Genomic DNA, 22,185 nt, shown 5'->3' with positions numbered 1-22,185 from the left:
GTAGTCGTATTTTGCCTGGAGATTGACCCACCGTGTTCAACGACTCAAGCGCGGATGATGCTCCGCAGCCCCCCAAGGTCCTCTCGACGCCCCTGGAAATCGCCGGCAACCTGCGGATGCTTCAAGATAGCCACGACCCGCTGATCATTACCTTCCATGAACGCACCCAGCGCTTCCAAAGCTACCTGGTGGATATCGATCGCGACAACAACACCATCGCCCTGGATGAAATGATCCCCAGGGATGGCGAGCGCTTCCTGCAGGCGGGCGAGCCGTTTCGGGTCGAGGGTTTCCATGACGGCGTGCGCATCGCGTGGGACGGCAACGGCCCGTTCACCATCAAGGAATCCAGCGACGGTCGCTGCTACCGCGGCGCCCTGCCCGACGAAGTGGTTTACCACCAGCGTCGCAACGCCTTCCGCGCTGCCCTGAAGCTGGCGCAACTGGTGAACGTCGAGCTCGGTGGCGATAAGCTCAAGTCGGCGGTAAACGGTAAGCTGCTGGATATTTCCGCCACCGGTTGCAAGCTGCGCTTTGACGGCGACATTACCGAACGCCTGCAATTGGGCCAGGTCTACGAGCGTTTCATCGCCGCCCTGCCCTTTGGCAACATGACCGCGCCGGTCGAGCTGCGTTACCTGCATTTTGAAGAGCGATTCAACACCACCTTCGCCGGCGTTCGCTTCCACAACATCAGCGGCCTGGTGCAACGACAGGTCGAGCGTTTTGTCTACCAGCTCCAGCGTGAAGCCCGTCGTTTCGATAAAGACGACCTCTGATTTCCGAGCACATGAAAAAACGGGCAATCCTCGCGAAGGGATTGCCCGTTTTTTTATGCCCGCTTAAGGCCTGGCCTGAGTGAAATCGGAGGGTGGCGGCTCGTCCGCAGCCCCCTCGGTGACCGGTTCCAGCTCCGGCTCCGGCTCGACGTCCGGGCTGGGCGAGGCCTGCATCTGCTCCTGCACGACCTGTTCGTCAACCCGTGGATCGAGACACGCCACCAAAGGTGAACTGGTCATGTTGTCTGGCATGGCGACGTGATGCAGCGGTGCATCGTCGACCTGGTGCAGATTGGTCACCGCTTTCGGCCGGATCCGCCATACCAGCACCAGCGCGAAGAAGGCAAAAAAACCATACAGCATCTGACTGCCGAACAGTTTCATCAGCACCCCTGCGGCCAACGGCCCAATGCTGGCGCCAACGCCATAAGTCACCAGCAGCATTGCCGTCAGCGACACCCGCCGATCACCTTCTACGTGGTCGTTGGAAAAAGCCACTGCCAGCGGATACAGGCAGAACTGGACCAGCGAACAGAAGAACCCGGCGACGAACAGCACCTCCAAGGGCACCTGCGGCAGGATCGCCAGCGGCAAGGCACAGACTGCCAGGCACAGCGCAAAGCAACGGATCAGCAGTGCCCGGTCGTAACGGTCGGACAGCCAGCCCAGCGGCCACTGCACCAGCAAGCCGGCAAAAATGCAGCTACCCATGAACAGACCCACCTGCTCGGTCGATAGCCCCTGCTGAGACGCGTACAGCGGTGCCAGGCCATAGAACGAACCGACGATCAGCCCCGCGCCCAACACCGTACTCAACGACTGCGGCACACGCTTGATAAAAAAGCGCGGCTCCATCGGCGCCGGATGCAACGGCGCCGGGTGAATCCGCCGCGTCAGCGTCACCGGGACCAGGCACAGGGCGAAACACAGCGCCACCAGCATCAACAGCTCCAGGCCCAGGGCCGGATGCATGACCAGAATCAGCTGCCCCAGCACCAGCCCCAAGTACGAGGCGATCATGTAGCCGCTGAATACCGCGCCGCGCTGCTTGGCGTCGGCCTGTTCGTTGAGCCAGCTCTCGATGACCATGTATTGGCACATCATGCCGAGGCCGACAATCATCCGCAGCACGATCCACGCCGGCAGCCAGTCCACCAGACCGTGGCCCAGCACCGCGGCACCGACGATCCCGGCGCAGGCCGAATAGGCACGGATATGTCCGACGCGGGCAATCAGCCGGTGGCCGATCTTGCCGCCCAGTACCAGGCCGAAATAGTTGGCCGCCATCAGCGCACCGACCCAGAGGCTGTCCACATGGTCGGCGGCCAGGCGCAAGGCCAGGTAAGTACTCAGGAGGCCCGAGCCGATCAACATCATCAGCGAGGCGAAATAAAGCGCTCGAAAAGGTTTCCAGATTTGGCGCATCGACGTTCCGAGCGGCTCCTTGAGTTGAGTAAGGGCTATCTTGAAAGATAGCCCGAATGCGACGGTTCGTTATGCCTGGGCCGCTAGAACACGCCGCTCCCAGGGAGTGATTTCATCAAAGAAACTGGTCAGTTCCAGGGTTTTTGAAGCGATGTAGCCTTCGATGAACTCCGCACCGAACAGTTCCTTCGCCAGTTGACTACGCTTCAGACGCTCAAGGGCAGCATGTAAGGTACATGGCAGGGAAAGATTATCCGGCACTTGGAATTCGCCCTGGATCGCGGCGCTCGGCTCCAAGTGATGCTCGATGCCGTAGAGCCCGGCGGCCAGGCTGGCGGCAATCGCCAGGTAGGGGTTGGCATCAGCCCCGGGCAAGCGGTTCTCGACCCGACGGGCCACTGGCGAACTCGCGGGGATTCGCAAGCCGGCCGAACGATTGTCATAAGACCAACAGGCGTTATTCGGCGATGCAAACGGATGGCACAGGCGCTGGTAGGAATTCACGTTCGGCGCGAACAACGCAGTGAAATCCGCGAGACAGGCCTGTTGCCCACCGATGAAATGCCGGAAGGCCGCCGTCGGCTCGCCCGCCTCGTCGCTGAACACATTGCGGCCGCTCACCGATTCGACAACGCTCTGGTGGATGTGCATCGAACTGCCCGGGGTATGGGCCAGTGGCTTGGCCATGCAGACCACCGTCAGGCCGTGCTTGAGCGCCACTTCCTTGAGCAGGTGCTTGAACAGGAAGGTCTGGTCGGCCAGCAACAAAGGGTCGCCGTGAAGCAGGTTGATCTCGAACTGGCTCACGCCCATTTCATGCATGAACGTGTCACGCGGCAAGCCCAGCGCCGCCATGCATTCGTAGACTTCATTGAAAAACGGGCGCAGGCCATTGTTGGAACTGATGCTGAACGCCGAATGGCCGTCCTCGCGCCGCCCGTCCAGGCCCAGGGGCGGCTGGAACGGTTGGGTCGGGTCAGGATTGGGAGCGAACACGAAGAACTCAAGCTCAGTGGCGACGACCGGCGCCAGGCCCATTGCGGCGTAGCGAGCGACAACCGCCTTGAGCTGGCCGCGCGTCGAAAGGGCCGAGCTTTCACCGGTCAGCTCGTCCGCATCGCAAATCGCCAGGGCGCGTGGCTGCTGGCTCCAGGGCAGGCGGTGGATCTGCTTCGGGTCCGCCACCAGCGCCAGGTCACCGTCATCGCTGCCGTAGAAACGCGACGGTGGATAACCGCCCATGATGCATTGCAGCAGCACACCCCGCGCCAGCTGCAATCGCCGGCCCTCGAGGAAACCCTCCGCGGTCATTACCTTGCCTCGCGGCACGCCGTTCAAATCCGGCGTGACACACTCAATCTCATCAATGCCCGTCAGTCGCTGCGCGAGTGAACGCTGGCCATCGGTCGTCATGACGCAATCCTTGTTATGTGCGAGCCGCGAACGGCAACCCGTACAAAATAGGCTTCGGCTGTTCGGAATATCAAGCACCCGGAGGCAATTAAAATCCTACGCAATACGACCGTGCTCAGGGCAGGTAAAGCCGGAACACGCCTCCACCCAACACACCGCCATTGGCAATTTCCGTCCGCCCGCACACACCGCCGCGCTGATGCAGCCCGGCGATCCGCGCAGCGAAGTACAAGCCAAGTCCGGTGCTACCGCTGCTATGGTTGATGCCCTGCACATATTCGGCCTGACGCTCGATCATCTCGGCCGGGTAGCCTTCGCCATCGTCGTTGATGGTCAGCACCAACTGCCCGGCCTCATCGCTCACACTGATCAACAAGGCCTGGCGCGCGTGGCGAATGGCGTTGTTGATGCTGTTGTCGAGCACCGAGGCGATCAGCTCGCGGTCGAAAAAGCCCAGTGGGCTAAGCGGATCGACTTCGTAAGTGGCCATGATTCCACGGCTGCGAAACACGTCCTGATGCCCGGCCAGCTGCGCCTCGATAAAGTCGTCCAGCTCATGGTAGGCCGGATGCAGCGGCAACTGGTTGACACCGAGCTTGTACAGCCCCAGCAGTTGCACCAGCAAGCTATTGAGATGGGCGAACTCGAACTCGATGACGCCCTGCTCCGAGGACTGGCGCTCAGGCGCCGGCAAACGCTCCAGCCACTGCCCATGGGTCTGCATGAGCAAGGTCAGGGAGTTCTTCATGTCGTGCACGGTAGACGCGATCACCGTGGAAAAATCGAGGGCCTGTTCGCTGTCATTCATCGCCAAATGCCTTGCTTCGCAGTTTCTGATAACGCGCAAAACGCGCATCGGTGTCGGGCATCATGCCCACCAGTTTCAGACAGGCGCGGCACTCCGTCAGCAGCTCCGATTCCACACGGGTATCGGTACCGTGTAACAGAGACTGCGCCATATTCAGGGCAATACTGATGTTCTTCGGTTGCATCTTCAGGGCCCGGCGGAACAGTTCTCGCGCCTGCGGCAAGTCGCCGGTCTTGTAGACACGCACGCCTTCGCGGTTCAGCTCGGCGGCGGCATTGCCCTGGTTGAGAATATTCGGGTCATCGGTGAGCTTGGCGATGCCTTGCATCACGGTCGGATCGTCGCCGTAGATTTCTGCGCAGTTCTTGAGCATGGACTCGCCGGCACTGGCCTGGCCGAGCATCTGCAACTGCTTGGCCACCAGCAACGCGGCTTCAGCGCTCATGAACTGCTCCATGCCGTCGAGGCGCTGCATGGCCTGTTCGGTGAGCTTTTCGGCGGTTTCGGCGTCATTGAGCAGCAAACTCGTGGCTTTCATCAGCCGCGCCCGGATCTGCAACCCCGGATCGTTGAGATTTTCTTTCGCCACCGCACTGAGGGTAGTGTTGATTTCCAACCGGGTGCGGGTATCCAGGCCTTTCGCACTGCCCTTGCTGATCAGCGCATGGGCCAGGCCCAGGTTGCTTTCCGGGTCCTTGAAGCGCGATTGTGCGCCCTGCCCGACCGCCTGGCGATAAGCCTTGGACGCGGTGTCGTAGTCTTCGTTGGTCATTGCCAGCTTGCCCAGCAGCGACTGTCGGCGCACCGCCAGCGGCGACAGGCGCACCGCCTCTTCCAGCACGCTCTGCGCCTGTTTCGTGTCGCCTTCGGCCACCAGCACATCGGCCATGCCGTCATACAACGCTGGCATCATTGGGAATACTTTTAATGCCTTCTCATAAACGGCCTTGGCTTGCCCCACCTGGCCACGTTTGAACATCAACTTTCCCAGCCCCGCATAGGCCCACGGCAACGGGCGATCCGCGATGATCGAGTTGTACAGTCGCTCAAGGGCTTCGTTCTGATTCAGGTCGCGCAACGCATCGGCCCGATAACGCAGGCACAACGGCCCGTAGCGCGGGTCCTGCTTGCACAGGGCGATGCAGGCGTTCAGCACTTCCATCGGCTTGCCACGATCGAGGGCTTGCAGGATCGGCTTGAGCAGGGTTTTGCGCTGCTCCAGCCGCTCCAGCCGCTGGGCAAGGCCAGAGCGGTTGAACGGCTTGGTCAGGTACGCATCGGGTTCATGCTCCAAGGCACTGAGCACCATCGCCTGGCTGGTCTCGGCGGTGACCATGAGGAAGACACTTTCATGGCTGATCAGCTTCTCGACCATCAGGTCTTCAAGCACTTGCTGGCCATTCTTACGCCCATCGCCCAGGTGATAATCCTGCAAGATGAAGTCATAGCGTTTCTGCGAGCACATGCGCAGCGCCACCTCACCGGTGTCGGCGGTGTCCACGTCCTTGACGCCCAGCTCACGCAGCATGGAGCGGATCGAGCTGCGGAAATCCGAGAAATCATCGACGATCAGAAAACTTTTTTGGTGGTACGCCAGCATCGAGGATGTCCAGGCAAATAAGAAGATGCACCCAATGGCAAACAACGAAACATCATGTCGCAGCCCGGTATAGCACGCAGATGATAGCCATCAGCCAACCATGATCGAGGAGTTTTCCGAATCGCTTGGTGTGGCTGTGTTGCGGCGCACATTGCGAGCTGTTCCTGCGCGTCGAAACGCTGGAGAAAACGGGGCTCGACAGGTTATCGGCAGGGAATGGTGTTCCGTTAAGGGGATCGTGCGGGAGCGGTTGCAACGAATACGCTAACCCACTGAATATAATGGTGTCCCAGGGCAGGTTCGAACTGCCAACCTTCCCCTTAGGAGGGGGATGCTCTATCCAATTGAGCTACTGAGACACAAGTCGACCGCGAGAAACGCGGTGTACGGGACGGCGTGCATGTTAACGGCCTACCCTGCGTTTGTCATGTCGTGCATGGCTTTTTAAGTGTAGGCAAATGGTGCCGCCCATGAAGCTTGCATCCACCACTCATCTGTCCTTGGCGTACTAATGCTAGTAAATCGGCCATTTGCCACTATCCTTTACAAGACAAGGACGATAGGCGCCTTTGCTTCATTGCGGTTATCCGCCAGACGGTATGGCACAACGACACGATGCGACGGTCACAGCATGCAAACCTGTGGATTTTTCCAACCAGTCCGCATTTTTTGATGAAGGGTACTGGCATAACGCCTTTACCCGGATCAGAATTTGTCACAGAATTGGCGCCAATGATCTGGCAATTTTGAGGCATGATGCGGGCCTCTTAACAATTCAGGTTGAACATTTGGCCGCTGGGCTTGTCCTATTCGACATCCCGCGGCCAATCCCGAGAACCGCTCCCCTGAACTAACCGGTTAAATATATGCGCCCATTGAAACAGGCAATTTATTCCAGCCGTACGGCTGACAAGTTCGTCGTACGTCTGCCAGACGGAATGCGGGAACGCATTGCCGAGGTGGCTCGCAATCATCACCGCAGCATGAACTCCGAAATCATCGCGCGCCTTGAGCAAAGCCTTATCCAGGAAGGCGCGTTGGGTGAAGAGTTGAGCATGCGCCTGGACAGCCCGGAGCTGTCATTGCATGAGCGTGAGCTGCTTCAACGTTTCCGACAACTTTCTCATCGCCAGCAGAACGCTCTCGTTTCGCTGATCGCGCACGACGCAGAAATGGCCGCAGACGCGTCCTGATCGCAACCTTTTATTAAAGCCAGCCTCGTGCTGGCTTTTTTTTGCCTGGGATTTGGCCCTGATCCGCCTTTCCAGCGCCCATGAAAAAGCCCGCCAAACAGGGCGGGCTTTTTCATGGGAACGATTCAGAGCAGGAAAATAGTCGCCAGCCCCAGGAAAATAAAGAACCCCCCACTGTCGGTCACGGCGGTGATCATTACGCTGGCCCCCATGGCAGGGTCACGCCCCATGCGGGCCAGGGTCATGGGAATCAAGACCCCCATCAACGCCGCCAGCAACAAATTGAGCGTCATCGCGGCAGTCATGACCACGCCCAGCGACCAACTGCCATAAAGCAGATAAGCCACCACGCCGATCACCCCACCCCAGATCACACCGTTGATCAAGGCGACGGCAAGTTCCTTGCGCATCAATCGCGACGTATTGCCGGTACTCACCTGATCCAGCGCCATGGCACGGACAATCATGGTGATGGTCTGGTTGCCGGAGTTGCCGCCAATACCCGCAACGATAGGCATCAGTGCCGCGAGCGCCACCAGCTTCTCGATGGAGCCTTCGAACAAGCCGATGACCCGGGAGGCAACAAAAGCCGTGATCAGGTTGATTGCCAACCAGGCCCAGCGGTTACGCAGGGATTTCCAGACCGAGGCGAAGATGTCTTCCTCTTCGCGCAAACCGGCCATGTTGAGGACTTCGCTTTCGCTTTCCTCACGAATCAAGTCGACCATTTCATCGATGGTCAGACGGCCGATCAGCTTGCCGTTCTTGTCGACCACCGGAGCGGAAATCAAGTCATAACGCTCGAACGCCTGAGCTGCGTCATACGCATCTTCGTCCGGGTGGAACCTCACCGGATCGCTGGCCATGACTTCGGCCACCTGCTTTTCCGGATCGTTGACGAGCAAACGCTTGATAGGCAGTACGCCCTTCAGCACGCCGTCGTAATCGACCACAAAAAGTTTGTCAGTGTGCCCCGGCAGTTCCTTGAGACGACGCAGGTAACGCAATACCACTTCAAGGCTGACGTCCTCGCGGATCGTCACCATCTCGAAGTCCATCAGCGCACCGACCTGCTCCTCGTCGTAGGACAACGCCGAGCGCACACGCTCACGTTGCTGGCCGTCGAGGGTTTCCATCAGTTCGTGGACAACGTCCCGGGGCAGTTCGGGCGCGAGGTCGGCGAGTTCGTCGGCGTCCATTTCCTTGGCCGCCGCCAGCAACTCATGATCATCCATGTCAGCGATCAGGGTTTCACGAACCGAGTCGGACACTTCGAGCAGGATGTCACCGTCGCGATCAGCCTTGACCAACTGCCAGACCGTCAGACGCTCTTCCAGGGGCAACGCTTCAAGGATATAGGCGACGTCGGCAGAGTGCAGGTCATCGAGCTTGCGCTGCAGCTCGACGAGATTCTGCCGGTGGACCAGGTTTTCCACCCGGTCATGATGCGGACCTTCCTGGCGATGCGTCAGGTCTTCAACGACCCGCTGGCGCTGCAGCAACTCAACGACTTGAGCGAGACGATCCTGAAGGCTTTCCTGCGTTTTTTTTACTTCTACTTGGGTCATAGGCGAACTCCACTCCCAGCAGTGGAGCACGCCGGAAGGATCAATCAGTTAATTCATGATTGGTAAAACTGAATATTGAGTAACTACTGGGTAAGTCCATGGAGATATTCCAAAGCCCCGGCGGGGCTGACGGGCGCAATCATACACCGCTTGACGCTTTAAAACGTTAAAAAATCATGGCAAGAACAAGCGCTTGCGAGACATACCTGAACGCAGGCTGAACCTGGGTTTTGCGATGACTTATCCTGAAAAGAAAACACACACCCGGATAGAACGGCAGCGACTAACCTTCTCTTTTTCATCGTCAAGGAGGACGTTCGAATGCTTGTCAGGCGCCACCTGTTTTTGCTCGCTGCCCTGCCCTGCCTGCCCTTGTGGGCTGCCGGACAAACCGTGCATCGCTGCGAAGACCACACAGGGCATGTCACCTTCACCACGCTGAGCTGTAGCCCGGGAGACGCGTTATCGCTTCAGGAAATCCATCCTTTCAACGTGGGCACAATCGAACCAATGACTGAGCCGATGCTGCCCGAAGCCGAGTTTCCGCAAACATCCGGCAACAAAACCAAGCGCAAGGAACCGACAGTGGTCGGCCAGTTCGAAGACCGCTGCGGGAATCTCATCAACGCCAGCCAGCGCCGCGAAGCCATCATGGATCGGCGGATCCTTATCGGCATGAGCCAGTACGACGTGGAAAGCGCGCTGGGCAAGCCGGACGCGATCAAGATCAGGAATTCGAGCACACGGTATACCTACAAGGCGAAGAAGGGTCGCAGTGCAGAGGTCGTGTTCGATGAGAGGGGATGCGTGAAAGGCAAATCGTAGACAGCAAAAAGCCCGCGTTAAACGCGGGCTTTTTGGTGTTTGGTGCACTCGACAGGATTCGAACCTGTGACCGCTCGGTTCGTAGCCGAGTACTCTATCCAGCTGAGCTACGAGTGCAAGTTGTGGTTTTATACCAGATCACAACTGGTTGAAGCCAAGTTATTTGCATTGCTGCAAACAACTCTTAAATGGTGCACTCGACAGGATTCGAACCTGTGACCGCTCGGTTCGTAGCCGAGTACTCTATCCAGCTGAGCTACGAGTGCATTTGTTGCCGCGCATTATAGGTCGTCAAATCCTTTTGTAAAGCGCTTTTTCCAGTAATTTCAAACACTTACTGAACAAGCCAGGTTCTGACGCACTAAACGAATAATGGCGGAGAACGGGGGATTCGAACCCCCGACACCCTTTTGAGGTGTACTCCCTTAGCAGGGGAGCGCCTTCGGCCACTCGGCCAGCTCTCCGCAACACGGGGCGTATATTAACCACCTTCCTCCCCGTTTGCAAACATAAAAATCGATAAAAATTAATGGCTTGGTTCGTCGTCCTTCTCTTTCTTGATACGCAGGTAAATTTCCTCCCGGTGCACGGCAACCTCTTTCGGAGCATTGACGCCGATACGCACCTGGTTTCCTTTAACGCCGAGCACGGTCACGGTGATTTCGCCATCGCCAATAATCAGGCTTTCCGCGCACCGACGAGTCAGAATCAGCATACCTTTCTCCTCACGCAATTCACTTCAGGGACAACAGTCTGCAAAAAGAAGGCATTGGACCTACAACCGGAACGGTCGAAGCCTACAAGCCTCAGTATTGACCAGCGCGGGCAAAAGAACAGTCTTGGGGACGCGCCATTCAAAAAAACAAAGGGCGCGGTCAAGCCGCGCCCTCAAGGCAACGCTTACTCGCCCTGTCGGGCAGCAGCGTCGAGCTCGAAAGCCGTGTGCAGGGCGCGCACAGCCAGTTCCAGGTACTTCTCTTCGATCACTACGGAAACCTTGATTTCCGAGGTAGAAATCATCTGGATGTTGATGCTTTCCTTGGCCAGGGATTCGAACATGCGGCTGGCCACGCCTGCGTGAGAACGCATGCCGACACCGACGATCGAGACCTTGGCGATCTTGGTATCACCCACCACTTCCCGGGCACCGATTTCACCAGCGGTTTTTTTCAGCACAGCTTCGGCGGCCGGGTAATCGTTGCGGTGCACGGTGAAGGTGAAGTCAGTGGTGTTATCGTGCGCGACGTTCTGCACGATCATGTCGACTTCGATGTTCGCGGCGCTGATCGGGCCGAGAATCTTGAACGCCACGCCGGGGGTGTCTGGCACGCCACGGATGGTCAGCTTGGCTTCATCGCGGTTGAAAGCGATGCCGGAGATGATCGGCTGTTCCATGGATTCCTCTTCATCGATAGTAATGAGGGTGCCCGGACCCTCTTTGAAGCTGTGCAGAACGCGCAGCGGAACGTTGTACTTGCCAGCGAATTCGACCGCCCGGATCTGCAGCACCTTCGAGCCGAGGCTGGCCATTTCCAGCATCTCCTCGAACGTGATCTTGTCCAGTCGCTGAGCCACAGGCACTACCCGTGGGTCGGTGGTGTAGACGCCATCCACATCGGTGTAGATCTGGCATTCGTCAGCCTTGAGAGCCGCCGCCAGCGCTACGCCTGTCGTGTCGGAGCCACCACGGCCGAGGGTGGTGATGTTGCCCTGCTCGTCCACGCCCTGGAAGCCGGCGACGACGACGACACGCCCAGCCTTCAGGTCGCCGCGGATTTTCTGGTCGTCGATCTGCAGGATACGCGCTTTGTTGTGCGCGCTGTCCGTCAGGATACGAACCTGATTGCCGGTGTAGGACACCGCCGGCACGCCACGCTTGATCAGCGCCATGGCCAGCAAGGCAATGGTCACCTGCTCACCAGTGGAAACGATCACGTCCAGTTCACGAGGTACCGGTTGCTGGTCGCCACTGATTTGCTTGGCCAGATCGATCAGACGGTTGGTCTCGCCGCTCATTGCCGACAGCACAACCACCAGGTCATCGCCCGCTTCACGGAATTTCTTAACCTTGTCGGCGACCTGCTCGATTCTCTCGACAGTGCCGACCGAGGTGCCTCCAAATTTCTGTACGATCAAAGCCATTTCAAAGCCGCCTCTGCCCATGAAGGGCGCCCAATAATCAATCAACAGTAACCGGGCCCGTTACTAGACCACGAGCCCGGATCGCTGCCTTAAATACCCTGCTCTACAAATGCAACGGTTTGGGCCAGTGCCGCGTCCAGTGCGCCGGCGTCGGTACCACCGCCTTGCGCCATGTCCGGACGACCACCGCCCTTCCCGCCCACTGCCGCAGCGGCCTGCTTCATCAAATCACCGGCTTTGAGTTGGCCAGTCAGGTCTTTGGTCACGCCTGCGACGAGAACGACCTTTTCCTCATGGACACTGCCGAGCAGGATCACTGCGCGGCCGAGTTTGTTCTTCAACTGATCGACGAGCGCCAGCAGCGCCTTGCCGTCCTGGCCGTCGAGACGCACGGCCAGCACCTTCACGCCCTTGATGTCCACGGCCTGGGCCGACAGATCGTCGCCCGCCGCGCTGGCGGCCTTGGCCTGCAACTGTTCCAGTTGCTTTTCCAGCAGGCGATTGCGCTCCAGCACAGCCGACAGCTTGTCGATCAGGTTGTCACGACTGCCCTTGATCAGGCTCGCCGCTTCCTTGAGTTGTTCTTCTGCCGCGTTGAGGTACGCCAGCGCCGCAGCGCCGGTGACCGCCTCGATGCGGCGAACGCCCGAGGCCACGCCGCCCTCGCTGATGATTTTCAGCAGGCCGATGTCGCCGGTCCGGTTGGCGTGGATGCCGCCGCACAGTTCCACGGAGAAATCGCCCATGCTCAGTACGCGTACGCTGTCGCCGTACTTCTCACCGAACAGTGCCATCGCGCCCTTCTTCTTGGCGGTCTCGATGTCGGTTTCCTCGGTTTCTACCGGGGAGTTCTTGCGAATCTCGGCGTTGACGATGTCTTCCAGCGCCTTGAGTTGCTCAGGCTTGATGGCTTCGAAGTGGCTGAAGTCAAAGCGCAGGCGCTGACTGTCCACCAAAGAACCCTTCTGCTGGACATGCTCGCCCAGTACCTGGCGCAACGCGGCGTGCAGCAAGTGGGTGGCGGAGTGGTTCAGCGACGTGGCATGCCGAACGTCGGCGTCGACATGGGCGGCCACCGGGGCGGCGATCATCAGGCTGCCCGATGCCAGCACGCCGTGGTGCAGGAAAGCGCCGCCAGTCTTGGTGGTGTCGCGCACGTCGAAGCGCGAACTGCCGGCCTGCAGGTAGCCGCTATCGCCAATCTGGCCGCCGGATTCGGCGTAGAACGGCGTCTTGTCCAGCACGATCACGCCTTCCTGGCCTTCGCTCAGGATGTCGACCGACTGGCCGTCCTTATAGATAGCAACGATCTTGGCCGAACCGGTGGTACCAGCGTAGCCGGTGAACTCGGTGGCCACGTCAACCTTGACCAGGCTGTTGTAGTCCATGCCGAAGGAGCTGGCGGAACGCGCACGCACCCGCTGGGCTTCCATCTCGCGTTCGAAACCTTCCTCGTCGAGGGTCAGGTTGCGTTCACGGGCGATATCGCCGGTCAGGTCCATTGGGAAACCGTAAGTGTCGTACAACTTGAACACCACATCGCCCGGAACCACGTTGCCCTTGAGCTCGGCCAGGTCCTGTTCAAGGATCTTCAGACCTTGTTCAAGGGTCTTGGCGAACTGCTCTTCTTCAGCCTTGAGCACGCGCTCGATATGCGCCTGCTGGGACTTGAGCTCCGGGAAGGCCTCGCCCATCTCGGCCGCCAGAGCCGCGACGATCTGATAGAAGAAGCTGCCCTTGGCACCCAGCTTGTTGCCGTGGCGGCAGGCGCGGCGAATGATCCGGCGCAGCACATAGCCACGGCCTTCGTTGGACGGCAGCACACCGTCAGCAATCAGGAAGCCGCAGGAACGGATGTGGTCGGCGACGACTTTCAGCGAAGCCTGGTTGTCGTTGGTGCAACCGATGGCCTGGGCCGAAGCGCTCAGCAGGCTCTGGAACAGGTCGATCTCGTAGTTGGAGTGAACGTGCTGCAACACCGCACTGATCCGCTCCAGGCCCATACCGGTATCGACCGACGGTGCCGGCAGCGGATGCAACACGCCATCGGCGGTGCGGTTGAACTGCATGAACACGTTGTTCCAGATCTCGATGTAGCGGTCGCCGTCTTCTTCCGGCGAGCCGGGTGGGCCGCCCCAGATGTCGGCGCCGTGATCGTAGAAAATCTCGGTGCAAGGGCCGCACGGGCCGGTGTCGCCCATGGTCCAGAAGTTGTCGGAGGCGTAAGGCGCGCCTTTGTTGTCGCCGATACGCACCATGCGCTCGGCCGGGACACCCACTTCTTTGGTCCAGATGTCATAGGCTTCGTCATCGGTGGCGTAGACCGTTACCCAGAGCTTCTCCTTGGGCAGGTTCAGCCACTTGTCGGAGGTCAGGAAGGTCCAGGCGAAGGTGATGGCGTCGCGCTTGAAATAGTCACCGAAGCTGAAGTTACCCAGCATTTCGAAGAAGGTGTGGTGACGAGCGGTATAGCCGACGTTTTCCAGGTCGTTGTGCTTGCCACCGGCGCGCACGCATTTCTGGCTGCTCACCGCGCGGGTGTAGGCACGTTTTTCCTGGCCCAGGAAGCAGTCCTTGAACTGGTTCATCCCCGCGTTGGTGAACAGCAGGGTCGGGTCGTTGCCCGGAATCAAAGAGCTGGAGGCTACTCGGGTATGGCCTTGCTCTTCGAAGAAGCGAAGGAAGGCTTCACGGATTTCTGCGCTTTTCATTAGGTTCTTCCACGGAGGCTGCGGCCAAAGGCCTGTGCAAAACGTCAACAGACGAAGCAACGGCAAAGGGCCGCATTATATCGGCCCTTCGCGTGGGGTACAGCGTGTTTATGCGATAGAAACTGTCAATTGGCCCGCTTGACGGGTCATTGGCGAGAAAATTCGACGAAAGCCTCGACTACCCGGTCGATCTGCGCACTGCTTACGTCCATGTGCGTGACCATTCGCAGCCGTGGGGCTGCGCTGAGCTTGATCCCACGTTCAGCGGCAAACGCCTTGATCGCCTCGGCCCGCTCGCCCATTTGCACGTACACCATGTTGGTCTGCACTGGCTCGACCTGGTAACCCGCCGTCCGCAATCCTTCGGCGAGGCGCTGGGCATTGGCGTGGTCGTCGGCCAGGCGCTGGACCTGATGCTCCAAGGCATACAACCCCGCCGCCGCCAGGATTCCGGCCTGGCGCATGCCACCGCCAACCATTTTGCGCAGCCGACGCGCCTTGCCGATCAGCTCGACGCTGCCGCACAGGACCGAGCCAACCGGAGCGCCGAGCCCCTTGGACAGGCACACCGAGACCGAATCGAAGTGCTGAGCGATCTCTCGGGCATCGACATTCAACTTCACGGCAGCGTTATACAGCCGCGCTCCGTCCAGATGCAGGGCCAGGCCATGCTCCCGGGTAAAACGCCGAGCCTGGGCCAGGTAATCCAGCGACAGCACCTTGCCCTGCATGGTGTTTTCCAGGGCCAGCAAGCGGGTGCGGGCAAAATGAAAGTCATCGGGCTTGATCGCCGCGGCCACATGCGCCAAGTCCAGGGAACCGTCCGCCAGCACTTCGAGGGGCTGGGGCTGGATCGAACCGAGCACCGCCGCACCGCCACCTTCATATTTGTAGGTATGGGCCTGCTGGCCGACGATGTACTCGTCGCCGCGCTCGCAATGGGCCATCAATCCCAACAGGTTGCTCATGGTCCCCGTGGGCACGAACAGCGCCGCCGCGAACCCCAGGCGCCCGGCCAGTTCGGCTTCGAGACGATTGACGGTCGGGTCTTCGCCATACACATCGTCGCCGGTCGGCGCGCTGGCCATGGCGTCGAGCATGCCGGCGGTGGGTTGGGTGACCGTGTCGCTGCGAAGATCGATAACGCTCATGAATCTGGCCTCGGGCTCAAGTGGTGGGAAATTCCTTTCGAACGGCAATTACTGCGGGCATGGCGAAGAATAATCAAGCCTGATCGACGGAATTTCGGTGGCGAGGGAGCTTGCTCCCGCTGGGCTGCGAAGCGGCCCCAAGATTTTTGCGGCTGCTTCGCACCCGAGCGGGAGCAAGCTCCCTCGCCACAGAAAGCTCCTGACTGGCCATGTGTTCGTTGTGGAATCCGCTCATGCGTTACGCTGAAATATGTGTTAAAAATCCTCCGCTGCCAAAACGATGGCGGCAAAAACGTTCTCAGGGCGGGGTGTAACTCCCCACCGGCGGTAATTGCACGCAACGTGCATAGCCCGCGAGCGCTTGGTGGTACACGGCTTTTGCGGTGTAGCGGCAAGGTCAGCAGACCCGGTGTGATCCCGGGGCCGACGGTCATAGTCCGGATGAAGAGAGAACGGGATTGACACCCAAGGGCCGACCGCGACTGTCTTGTATGCGGCGTACCCTCGAATCCCCTTCGATTCATGACGCCCTGTTTTTCACACAAACAGGAACCAGAACATGCAACCCACCGCAATCGACAGCAAGATCAAAAGCCACCCGGGCGAGCGCGTCGCGTTCATCCAAGCCTGCTGGCACAAGGAAATCGTCGACCAGAGCCGTAAAGGCTTCGTCGCTGAAATGGTCAATCAGGGTTATCAGGAGAGCGACATCGATTTCTTCGAAGTCGGCGGCGCCTTCGAAATCCCGCTGCACGCCAAACTACTGGCCAAATCCGGCCGTTATTCCGGCATCGTCGCCGCAGGCCTGGTGGTGGACGGTGGCATCTATCGCCACGAATTTGTCGCCCAATCGGTGATCAGCGGCCTGATGCAGGTTCAGTTGGAAACCGAAGTGCCAGTGTTCTCGGTCGTGCTCACACCGCATCACTTTCATGCTGGCGAAGAACACCAGAAGTTCTTCTTCGAGCATTTCGTGCACAAAGGTCAGGAAGCAGCGAAGACCTGCGCCGATACCCTGCACAAGACCCGGGCGTTGCGCCGCAGTGAGCAGCGGGCGGTAGCGAGCTAAAAACCGCTAGAAAAACCTGTGGGAGCGGGCTTGCTCGCCAAAGCGGTGTATCAGTAAACAATTTTTGACTGACACGCCGCTTTCGCGAGCAAGCCCGCTCCCACATTTGAACGATGTTGATTTCAGGCCAGGTTTTCATCCGTGGCCGGCACGATCAGGATCCCGGCTCGCAAGCCATTCTTGACCTTCGGGTTCGGGAAGATGATCCGCGCGCCCTCTTCTTCGATCACCCAGCGAGTCTGGGCGATGTCTTCGGCCAGTACGTAGCCTTTTTCAAGCTCCGAAAAGTTCTCGATATCCGCTGGCAGGTTCAGGCGGAAGCTGTCGCTGTGCTTGATGATTTCCCGCGCCACGCTGAAGAGTTGCAGGCCACCGAGCCCGTCGTCCAGTTCCGGCTCGTTGCCTTCGATGATCTGTTGCAGGCGGGTTTCCAGCAGGCTCACGTTGACGCCTTCGTTCTCGCCGAACGGCCGGGCCTTGCCCAGCTCCAGGGTGAAGGACTCGGCGCCGAGCTGGTCGTAGGTATAAGAACTGAAGACGATGGACGGTTTGTTCTGCAACAGCACCGCCTCCATGCCCGCCGCACGCAGGCGCGCCAGTTCACGGCGTGAATGCTGGCGGCCTTCTTTCCATGGGTACAGGGCGAACTGCTCGATCTTCGAACCACGGATGGCGGTGTGCAGGTCGTAATGCAGGCGACTGCGCTCGGGCCGATTGAAGAAACTGGCGGCCAGCCGCTCCAGCTCACAGGCCCGCAACGCCTCGGCACCGCCGCTCAGCTCATGGCGACCATTGAACAGCCGGTTGACGTCCTGTTCGACGAAACGCTCGCCGCGCCGAATGGCCTCGGGATTGCCGAACAGAAACAGAATGCGTGCCCGCGGCTTCAAATCCCCACGGGCGATGTCATGCAGCAAGCGGTCGAGCAATTCGATGGGCGCGGTTTCGTTGCCGTGGATACCGGCCGATAGCAGCAGGTCCAGGCCGTTGTCCCGGGCTTCGGGCGGCTTGACCTCCAGCGCGCCCTCGCTCAACCAGCGCATCCGTACGCCTTCGACAGTCAGTTGAGTCTTCTCCGCCGGTTCACGGCCGGCGAGGGTCAGTTCAAGCAGTTTGCCGAGGGCGAGCATAGCGCGGTTTCCTTAATGGTCGTGGCCGCAATCCGGGCCATGGACATGGTCATCGTCGCCGACGTCAGCCGGTTCCATTTCCAGTTGCAGGCTGACCAGGTTGGTCGCCAATGGACGCAGCAACAGGTTGGCGTATTCCTCGTCTCCTTCCTCGACATCCACGCCGATCAGCAACTGACCGCGGCCATCCTGCTGGATCCACAACTCCTTGCCTTGCCACATCACCGCGACGCGGGTGCAGGAGGTTTCCAGTTGGGTGCCGTCGGTGTCTTCAAGGATCAGCTGCAGGGTATCGCTCATGTTTTTACGTTCTCGTCTGGAGATAAAGGCAACGCGCCCTTCCTTGACTGTAGTCAGGTCGCGCGCGCTTTCAATTGATCTGGAAAGGATAAACCGCGCCAAGTTTAAGGATTTGTGTCAGTTCATCCAGTGCCGCACGGCATTCAAGCAGCAACTGCGGGTCCGCCAGATCATTTTCGGTCATGCGGTCGCGGTAGTGCCGCTCGACCCATTGGGTCAGCGAATCGTACAACGGCGCGGTCATGATAACCCCTGGGTTGACCGCCGCCAGCTCGGTTTCATTGAGGGCCACGCGCAACCGCAGGCAGGCCGGGCCACCACCGTTCTGCATGCTTTGCTTGAGGTCGAAGACCTTCACTTCGCGAATCACCCCGCCGGCGCCCGTCAGGCCTTGCAGATATTGCCAGACACGTTCGTTGCTGCGGCACTCTTCCGGCACGATCAATAGCATCGAGCCGTCTGGACGCGACAGCAATTGGCTGTTGAACAGGTAGGAACGCACCGCATCATCCACCGTGACCGCCGAACGCGGCACACACACCGACTGGAATTTGCCACCGACCTTGGCGAGCTTGCTGCTCAGCTCGGCCAGCATCTTGTCGGTCTCCAGAAACGCGTCCTCGTGATAGAACAGCACTTCACCGTTGCCCACCGCGATCACGTCATTGTGGAACACGCCCTGGTCGATCACCGACGGGTTCTGCTGGGCGTAGACCACGCCGTCCTCGCTCAGGCCATGCAGGCGGGCGACAGCTTGGGACGCTTCGAGCGTCTGGCGCGCCGGGTACTTCTGTGGCGCAGGGTAACGGGGATCAAAGGCACTACGACCGAACACAAAGAATTCGACACCGGCCTCGCCGTAGGCGCGGCAGAAACGGGTGTGGTTGGCTGCGCCTTCGTCGCCGAATTGAGCCACCGCCGGCAACGCGGCGTGATGGGCAAAATGCTGCTGATTGGCAAACATCGCCCCCAGGACGCGACTGGTGGTTGGATGCTCGATGCTGCGGTGGTATTTGCAGTTCAGGTTGGCGGCGGTGAAATGCACGCGTCCGTCAGCAGTGTCGGCGCTCGGGCTGACCGTGGCAGCGTTGGCCACCCACATGCTGGAGGCCGAGCAACTGGCAACCAACAACGGCATCGCTTCTTTTGCCGCCTGCTGGATGACCTGCGCATCGCTGCCGGCAAAACCCAACCGGCGCAGGGCCGCCACGTCCGGACGCTCTTGCGGCGCCAGCACGCCTTGCTGGAAGCCCATGTCCATCAGCGCTTTCATTTTCGCCAAGCCCTGCAACGCTGCTTCCTTGGGGTTCGAGGACTGCTGGCTGTTGCTCTGGGACGCGACGTTGCCGAACGAGAGTCCGCCGTAGTTATGGGTCGGCCCCACTAGACCGTCAAAGTTGACTTCATAGGATTTCATCAGCGAGGCTCCACGAGAATCTGTTTTTATAGGCATCAATTGCAACCGCGTCGCGGCCTTCGCGGGCAGGCCCGCTCCCACAGGGGCTTGCGCAATCCATGTGGGAGCGGGCTTGCTCGCGAATGGGGCTACACCATTTTTATGCCGGGGGTCAGGGCAGTCGGCATGACAAGCTTCGGCGTCTCCAGGGAAGCCACCGGATACGCGCAATAATCCGCCGCGTAATAAGCGCTGGCGCGATGGTTGCCCGAGGCGCCGATGCCGCCAAACGGCGCGCTGCTCGCGGCACCGGTCAGCTGCTTGTTCCAGTTGACGATACCGGCCCGGCTTTGCAGCCAGAACTCTTCGTAGCGCGCCTGCGAGTCCGAGAGCAACCCGGCAGCCAAGCCATACTGAGTATTGTTGGCCTCGGCGATTGCCGCGGGGAAATCCGCATAGCGAATCACCTGCAGCAACGGTCCGAACAGCTCTTCATCAGGCCGCTCGGTCACTGCCGTCACGTCCAGGATGCCCGGCGTCAGCAACGCAGCCTGGGGCTGGGGTTGGGTCATGGCCAGCAGCGGCACGGCGCCTTTGCCCAGCAAATGGTTTTGCGCATCCATCAGCGCCTTCGCCGCGCCCAGGGAAACCACCGAACCCATGAACGGTGCAGGCTGTTGGTCAAAAGCCCCCACGTCTATGGTCGAGCTGACCGCCACCAGGCGTGCCAGCAGAGCATCGCCCCATGCCCCTTGCGGAACCAGCAAGCGGCGCGCACAAGTGCAGCGCTGGCCAGCCGAAATGAACGCAGACTGGATAATGGTGTAGACCGCCGCATCGACGTCCGCCACTTCATCCACTACCAGTGGGTTGTTGCCGCCCATTTCCAGCGCCAGGATCTTGTCCGGACGCCCGGAAAACTGTTGATGCAAGAGATTGCCGGTGCGGCTGGAACCGGTGAAAAACAGCCCGTCGATGCCCGGGTTGGCCGCCAGGGCGATACCGGTTTCCCGGGCGCCTTGCAGCAGGTTCAGCACGCCTGCCGGCAGACCGGCCTCGACCCAGCATTGAACCGTCAGCTCGGCGACTTTTGGCGTCAGCTCGCTTGGCTTGAACAGCACGCTGTTACCGGCCAGCAACGCCGGGACGATGTGGCCGTTAGGCAGGTGGCCGGGAAAGTTGTAAGGGCCGAACACTGCCACCACACCGTGAGGTTTGTGGCGCAGCACGGCGGTGGCGTCGCCCAGGGGGCCGCTCTTCTCACCGGTCCGCTCGCGGTAGCTCTGCACCGAAATGGCGACTTTGTTGACCATGCTGGTGACTTCGGTGGCGGCTTCCCACAGCGGTTTGCCGGTTTCTTCACCGATGCAACGGGCCAGTTCATCCGCGCGCTTCTTCAGGGCGGCGGCAAACGCTTCCAGCACCTGGATGCGTTCGTCCAGCGTACGCCGGGCCCAGTCCGGGAAGGCCTGGCGTGCTGCTTGTATCGCCGACTCAACTTGCGCCGCCGTGGCGCCCTTGCCGGTCCACAGCACTTGCTGAGTCACTGGATTCAACGATTCAAAGACGTCGCCCTGGCCTTCGAGCCAAGTACCTGCGATATACAGCGACTTCATTATTTCGACTCCCGAGCAGCAGACAACGCGACGGCACGTACCTGATCGCCAGCGTTGAGTTGAAGACGTTTGGCGGTCAGCGGATCGACCACCAGAGTGCCTGCGGCAAAGCGCGCCGGCGCAGCGGTGATACGGCAGTCCTCGCGCTTGCGGTTATGGATGAGGAATGGCGTGGCATCGTCGCCCGGCGTGCCGATGGCCAGCACCAGCGCCTGGCTGTCGCGAACCGCACGGATCTTGGCGGTTTCGCACTCTACGGCGGGGCCGGCATCGAAGATGTCGACGTAACCCTGGTAGCTGAAGCCTTCGCTCTTGAGCATTGACAGCGCCGGTTCGGTATCGGGATGAACCTGACCGATCACCGCCCGCGCGTCCTCGGAAAGGAAGCAGGTGTACAGCGGGAATTTGGGCATCAATTCGGCGATGAACGCCTTGTTGCCCACGCCCGTCAGGTAATCGGCCTGGCTGAATTCCATCTTGAAGAAATGCCGGCCCAGGCTCTCCCAGAACGGTGAGCGGCCGTTGTCGTCGGACATGCCGCGCATCTCGGCGATGATCTTGTTGCCGAACAATTGCGGGAATTCGGCGATGAACAACAGCCGCGCCTTGGCCAGCATCCTGCCATTGAGGCCGTTGCGGTAATCGGCGTGCAGGAACAGCGAGCACAACTCGGAATTGCCCGTCAGGTCGTTGGCCAGGAACAAGGTCGGGATTTCCCGGTAGATGTTCAGTTCCTGGGAGGCGCTGACCGTCAGGCCGACCCGGAAGTTGTACCAGGGCTCACGCAGGCCCACGGCACCGGCGATGGCGGAAATGCCCACCACCCGACCGTCGTCGTCCTCAAGCACGAACAGGTAGTCCGCATCGCCGCGCCCGGCTTCGCCGCGAAAGGTCTTCTCGGCCCAGCCGACCCGATGGGCCAGGCGCTCTTCGTTGGCCGGCAAGGTGGTCAGGCCGGTGCCGGTGCTGCGGGCCAGGGCAATCAGAGCGGGTAAATCGCTGCTGCGTACGGGACGAACGATCATGCTATCTCCTCAAACGGGTCGCTCTCGCCACCCG

Annotated in this window: 18 protein-coding genes, 4 tRNA genes and 1 riboswitch; of the genes, 4 read left to right on the top strand and 18 right to left on the bottom strand. The window is 60.0% G+C overall.

Features of this window, described 5'->3' with window-relative positions; genetic code table 11:
• Positions 1 to 32 precede the first annotated feature (32 nt).
• Positions 33 to 779 (top strand): flagellar brake protein, encoded by a 747-nt coding sequence (locus PFLQ2_RS21335; RefSeq protein ID WP_003178910.1) that lies wholly within the window; start codon positions 33 to 35, stop codon positions 777 to 779.
• Between the two features lie 63 nt (positions 780 to 842).
• Here the strand turns inward: PFLQ2_RS21335 and PFLQ2_RS21340 are convergent, their stop codons facing one another.
• The 5 genes from PFLQ2_RS21340 to PFLQ2_RS21360 form a co-directional block, all read right to left on the bottom strand.
• Positions 843 to 2,204 (bottom strand): MFS transporter, encoded by a 1,362-nt coding sequence (locus tag PFLQ2_RS21340; RefSeq protein WP_003178908.1) that lies wholly within the window; start codon positions 2,202 to 2,204, stop codon positions 843 to 845.
• A 69-nt stretch (positions 2,205 to 2,273) separates the two neighbouring features.
• The gene (locus PFLQ2_RS21345; RefSeq protein ID WP_172680587.1) at positions 2,274 to 3,515 is read right to left on the bottom strand and encodes a glutamine synthetase family protein; all 1,242 of its coding nucleotides are present in this window, start codon (positions 3,513 to 3,515) and stop codon (positions 2,274 to 2,276) included.
• A gap of 217 nt (positions 3,516 to 3,732) precedes the next feature.
• Positions 3,733 to 4,425, bottom strand: coding sequence for a sensor histidine kinase (locus PFLQ2_RS21350; RefSeq protein WP_003178904.1), 693 nt, complete (start codon positions 4,423 to 4,425; stop codon positions 3,733 to 3,735).
• Positions 4,418 to 6,025: a tetratricopeptide repeat-containing response regulator gene (locus PFLQ2_RS21355; protein ID WP_003178901.1), complete on the bottom strand. Its 1,608-nt coding sequence runs from the start codon at positions 6,023 to 6,025 to the stop codon at positions 4,418 to 4,420. The genes PFLQ2_RS21350 and PFLQ2_RS21355 overlap by 8 nt, the downstream gene beginning before the upstream one ends.
• A gap of 282 nt (positions 6,026 to 6,307) precedes the next feature.
• Positions 6,308 to 6,384, bottom strand: a tRNA-Arg gene (locus PFLQ2_RS21360).
• Between the two features lie 507 nt (positions 6,385 to 6,891).
• Between PFLQ2_RS21360 and PFLQ2_RS21365 the strand changes: the two genes are divergently transcribed.
• Positions 6,892 to 7,218, top strand: a complete 327-nt coding sequence (locus PFLQ2_RS21365) for an Arc family DNA-binding protein (protein ID WP_003178899.1) — start codon at positions 6,892 to 6,894, stop codon at positions 7,216 to 7,218.
• Positions 7,219 to 7,343: 125 nt separating this feature from the next.
• Here PFLQ2_RS21365 and mgtE read toward each other — a convergent pair whose 3' ends face one another.
• Positions 7,344 to 8,786, bottom strand: a complete 1,443-nt coding sequence (gene mgtE, locus PFLQ2_RS21370; RefSeq protein ID WP_003178875.1) for a magnesium transporter — start codon at positions 8,784 to 8,786, stop codon at positions 7,344 to 7,346.
• Between the two features lie 321 nt (positions 8,787 to 9,107).
• Here mgtE and PFLQ2_RS21375 point away from each other — a divergent pair, with 321 nt between their 5' ends.
• Positions 9,108 to 9,611: a hypothetical protein gene (locus PFLQ2_RS21375; protein WP_003178874.1), complete on the top strand. Its 504-nt coding sequence runs from the start codon at positions 9,108 to 9,110 to the stop codon at positions 9,609 to 9,611.
• A 40-nt stretch (positions 9,612 to 9,651) separates the two neighbouring features.
• Here the strand turns inward: PFLQ2_RS21375 and PFLQ2_RS21380 are convergent.
• The 7 genes from PFLQ2_RS21380 to ltaE all read right to left on the bottom strand — a co-directional run bounded on the left by PFLQ2_RS21380 (position 9,652) and on the right by ltaE (position 15,615).
• Positions 9,652 to 9,728: transfer RNA gene (locus PFLQ2_RS21380), tRNA-Arg, on the bottom strand.
• Between the two features lie 72 nt (positions 9,729 to 9,800).
• Positions 9,801 to 9,877 (bottom strand) — tRNA-Arg (locus PFLQ2_RS21385).
• A gap of 107 nt (positions 9,878 to 9,984) precedes the next feature.
• Positions 9,985 to 10,075, bottom strand: a tRNA-Ser gene (locus tag PFLQ2_RS21390).
• A 62-nt stretch (positions 10,076 to 10,137) separates the two neighbouring features.
• Positions 10,138 to 10,326, bottom strand: coding sequence for a carbon storage regulator CsrA (gene csrA, locus PFLQ2_RS21395; protein WP_003178872.1), 189 nt, complete (start codon positions 10,324 to 10,326; stop codon positions 10,138 to 10,140).
• A 185-nt stretch (positions 10,327 to 10,511) separates the two neighbouring features.
• On the bottom strand, positions 10,512 to 11,753 hold the full coding sequence (locus tag PFLQ2_RS21400) for an aspartate kinase (protein ID WP_003178870.1): 1,242 nt from the start codon (positions 11,751 to 11,753) through the stop codon (positions 10,512 to 10,514).
• Positions 11,754 to 11,842: 89 nt separating this feature from the next.
• On the bottom strand, positions 11,843 to 14,464 hold the full coding sequence (gene alaS / locus PFLQ2_RS21405; protein ID WP_003178868.1) for an alanine--tRNA ligase: 2,622 nt from the start codon (positions 14,462 to 14,464) through the stop codon (positions 11,843 to 11,845).
• 146 nt (positions 14,465 to 14,610) lie between these two features.
• Positions 14,611 to 15,615 (bottom strand): low-specificity L-threonine aldolase, encoded by a 1,005-nt coding sequence (gene ltaE / locus PFLQ2_RS21410; protein WP_003178867.1) that lies wholly within the window; start codon positions 15,613 to 15,615, stop codon positions 14,611 to 14,613.
• 290 nt (positions 15,616 to 15,905) lie between these two features.
• Positions 15,906 to 16,073, top strand: a riboswitch (FMN riboswitch).
• A 101-nt stretch (positions 16,074 to 16,174) separates the two neighbouring features.
• On the opposite strand from ltaE, the gene PFLQ2_RS21415 reads away from it, so the two are divergent.
• Entirely contained in the window at positions 16,175 to 16,684 is a 510-nt protein-coding gene (locus PFLQ2_RS21415; RefSeq protein WP_003178865.1) for a 6,7-dimethyl-8-ribityllumazine synthase, read from the top strand.
• 122 nt (positions 16,685 to 16,806) lie between these two features.
• On the opposite strand, the gene astE is transcribed toward PFLQ2_RS21415, so the two are convergent.
• The 5 genes from astE to astA form a co-directional block, all read right to left on the bottom strand.
• Positions 16,807 to 17,814, bottom strand: coding sequence for a succinylglutamate desuccinylase (gene astE, locus PFLQ2_RS21420; protein ID WP_003178864.1), 1,008 nt, complete (start codon positions 17,812 to 17,814; stop codon positions 16,807 to 16,809).
• 12 nt (positions 17,815 to 17,826) lie between these two features.
• On the bottom strand, positions 17,827 to 18,114 hold the full coding sequence (locus PFLQ2_RS21425) for a hypothetical protein (protein WP_003178862.1): 288 nt from the start codon (positions 18,112 to 18,114) through the stop codon (positions 17,827 to 17,829).
• 70 nt (positions 18,115 to 18,184) lie between these two features.
• Positions 18,185 to 19,531, bottom strand: coding sequence for an N-succinylarginine dihydrolase (astB, locus tag PFLQ2_RS21430; RefSeq protein WP_003178860.1), 1,347 nt, complete (start codon positions 19,529 to 19,531; stop codon positions 18,185 to 18,187).
• A gap of 128 nt (positions 19,532 to 19,659) precedes the next feature.
• Positions 19,660 to 21,129 carry a succinylglutamate-semialdehyde dehydrogenase gene (gene astD / locus PFLQ2_RS21435; RefSeq protein ID WP_192814257.1) on the bottom strand — a complete coding sequence of 490 codons (1,470 nt, stop codon included), beginning with the start codon at positions 21,127 to 21,129 and terminating at the stop codon, positions 19,660 to 19,662.
• Positions 21,126 to 22,151, bottom strand: a complete 1,026-nt coding sequence (astA, locus tag PFLQ2_RS21440) for an arginine N-succinyltransferase (RefSeq protein WP_003178854.1) — start codon at positions 22,149 to 22,151, stop codon at positions 21,126 to 21,128. Before astA ends, astD begins: the two co-directional genes overlap by 4 nt.
• Between the last annotated feature and the right edge of the window lie 34 nt (positions 22,152 to 22,185).

Source organism: Pseudomonas fluorescens Q2-87, from assembly GCF_000281895.1.
Taxonomy (GTDB): Bacteria; Pseudomonadota; Gammaproteobacteria; order Pseudomonadales; family Pseudomonadaceae; genus Aquipseudomonas; species Aquipseudomonas fluorescens_S.
The sequence above is the reverse complement of the archived record's forward strand: the minus strand, read 5'-3'. Positions and strand labels throughout refer to the sequence as shown.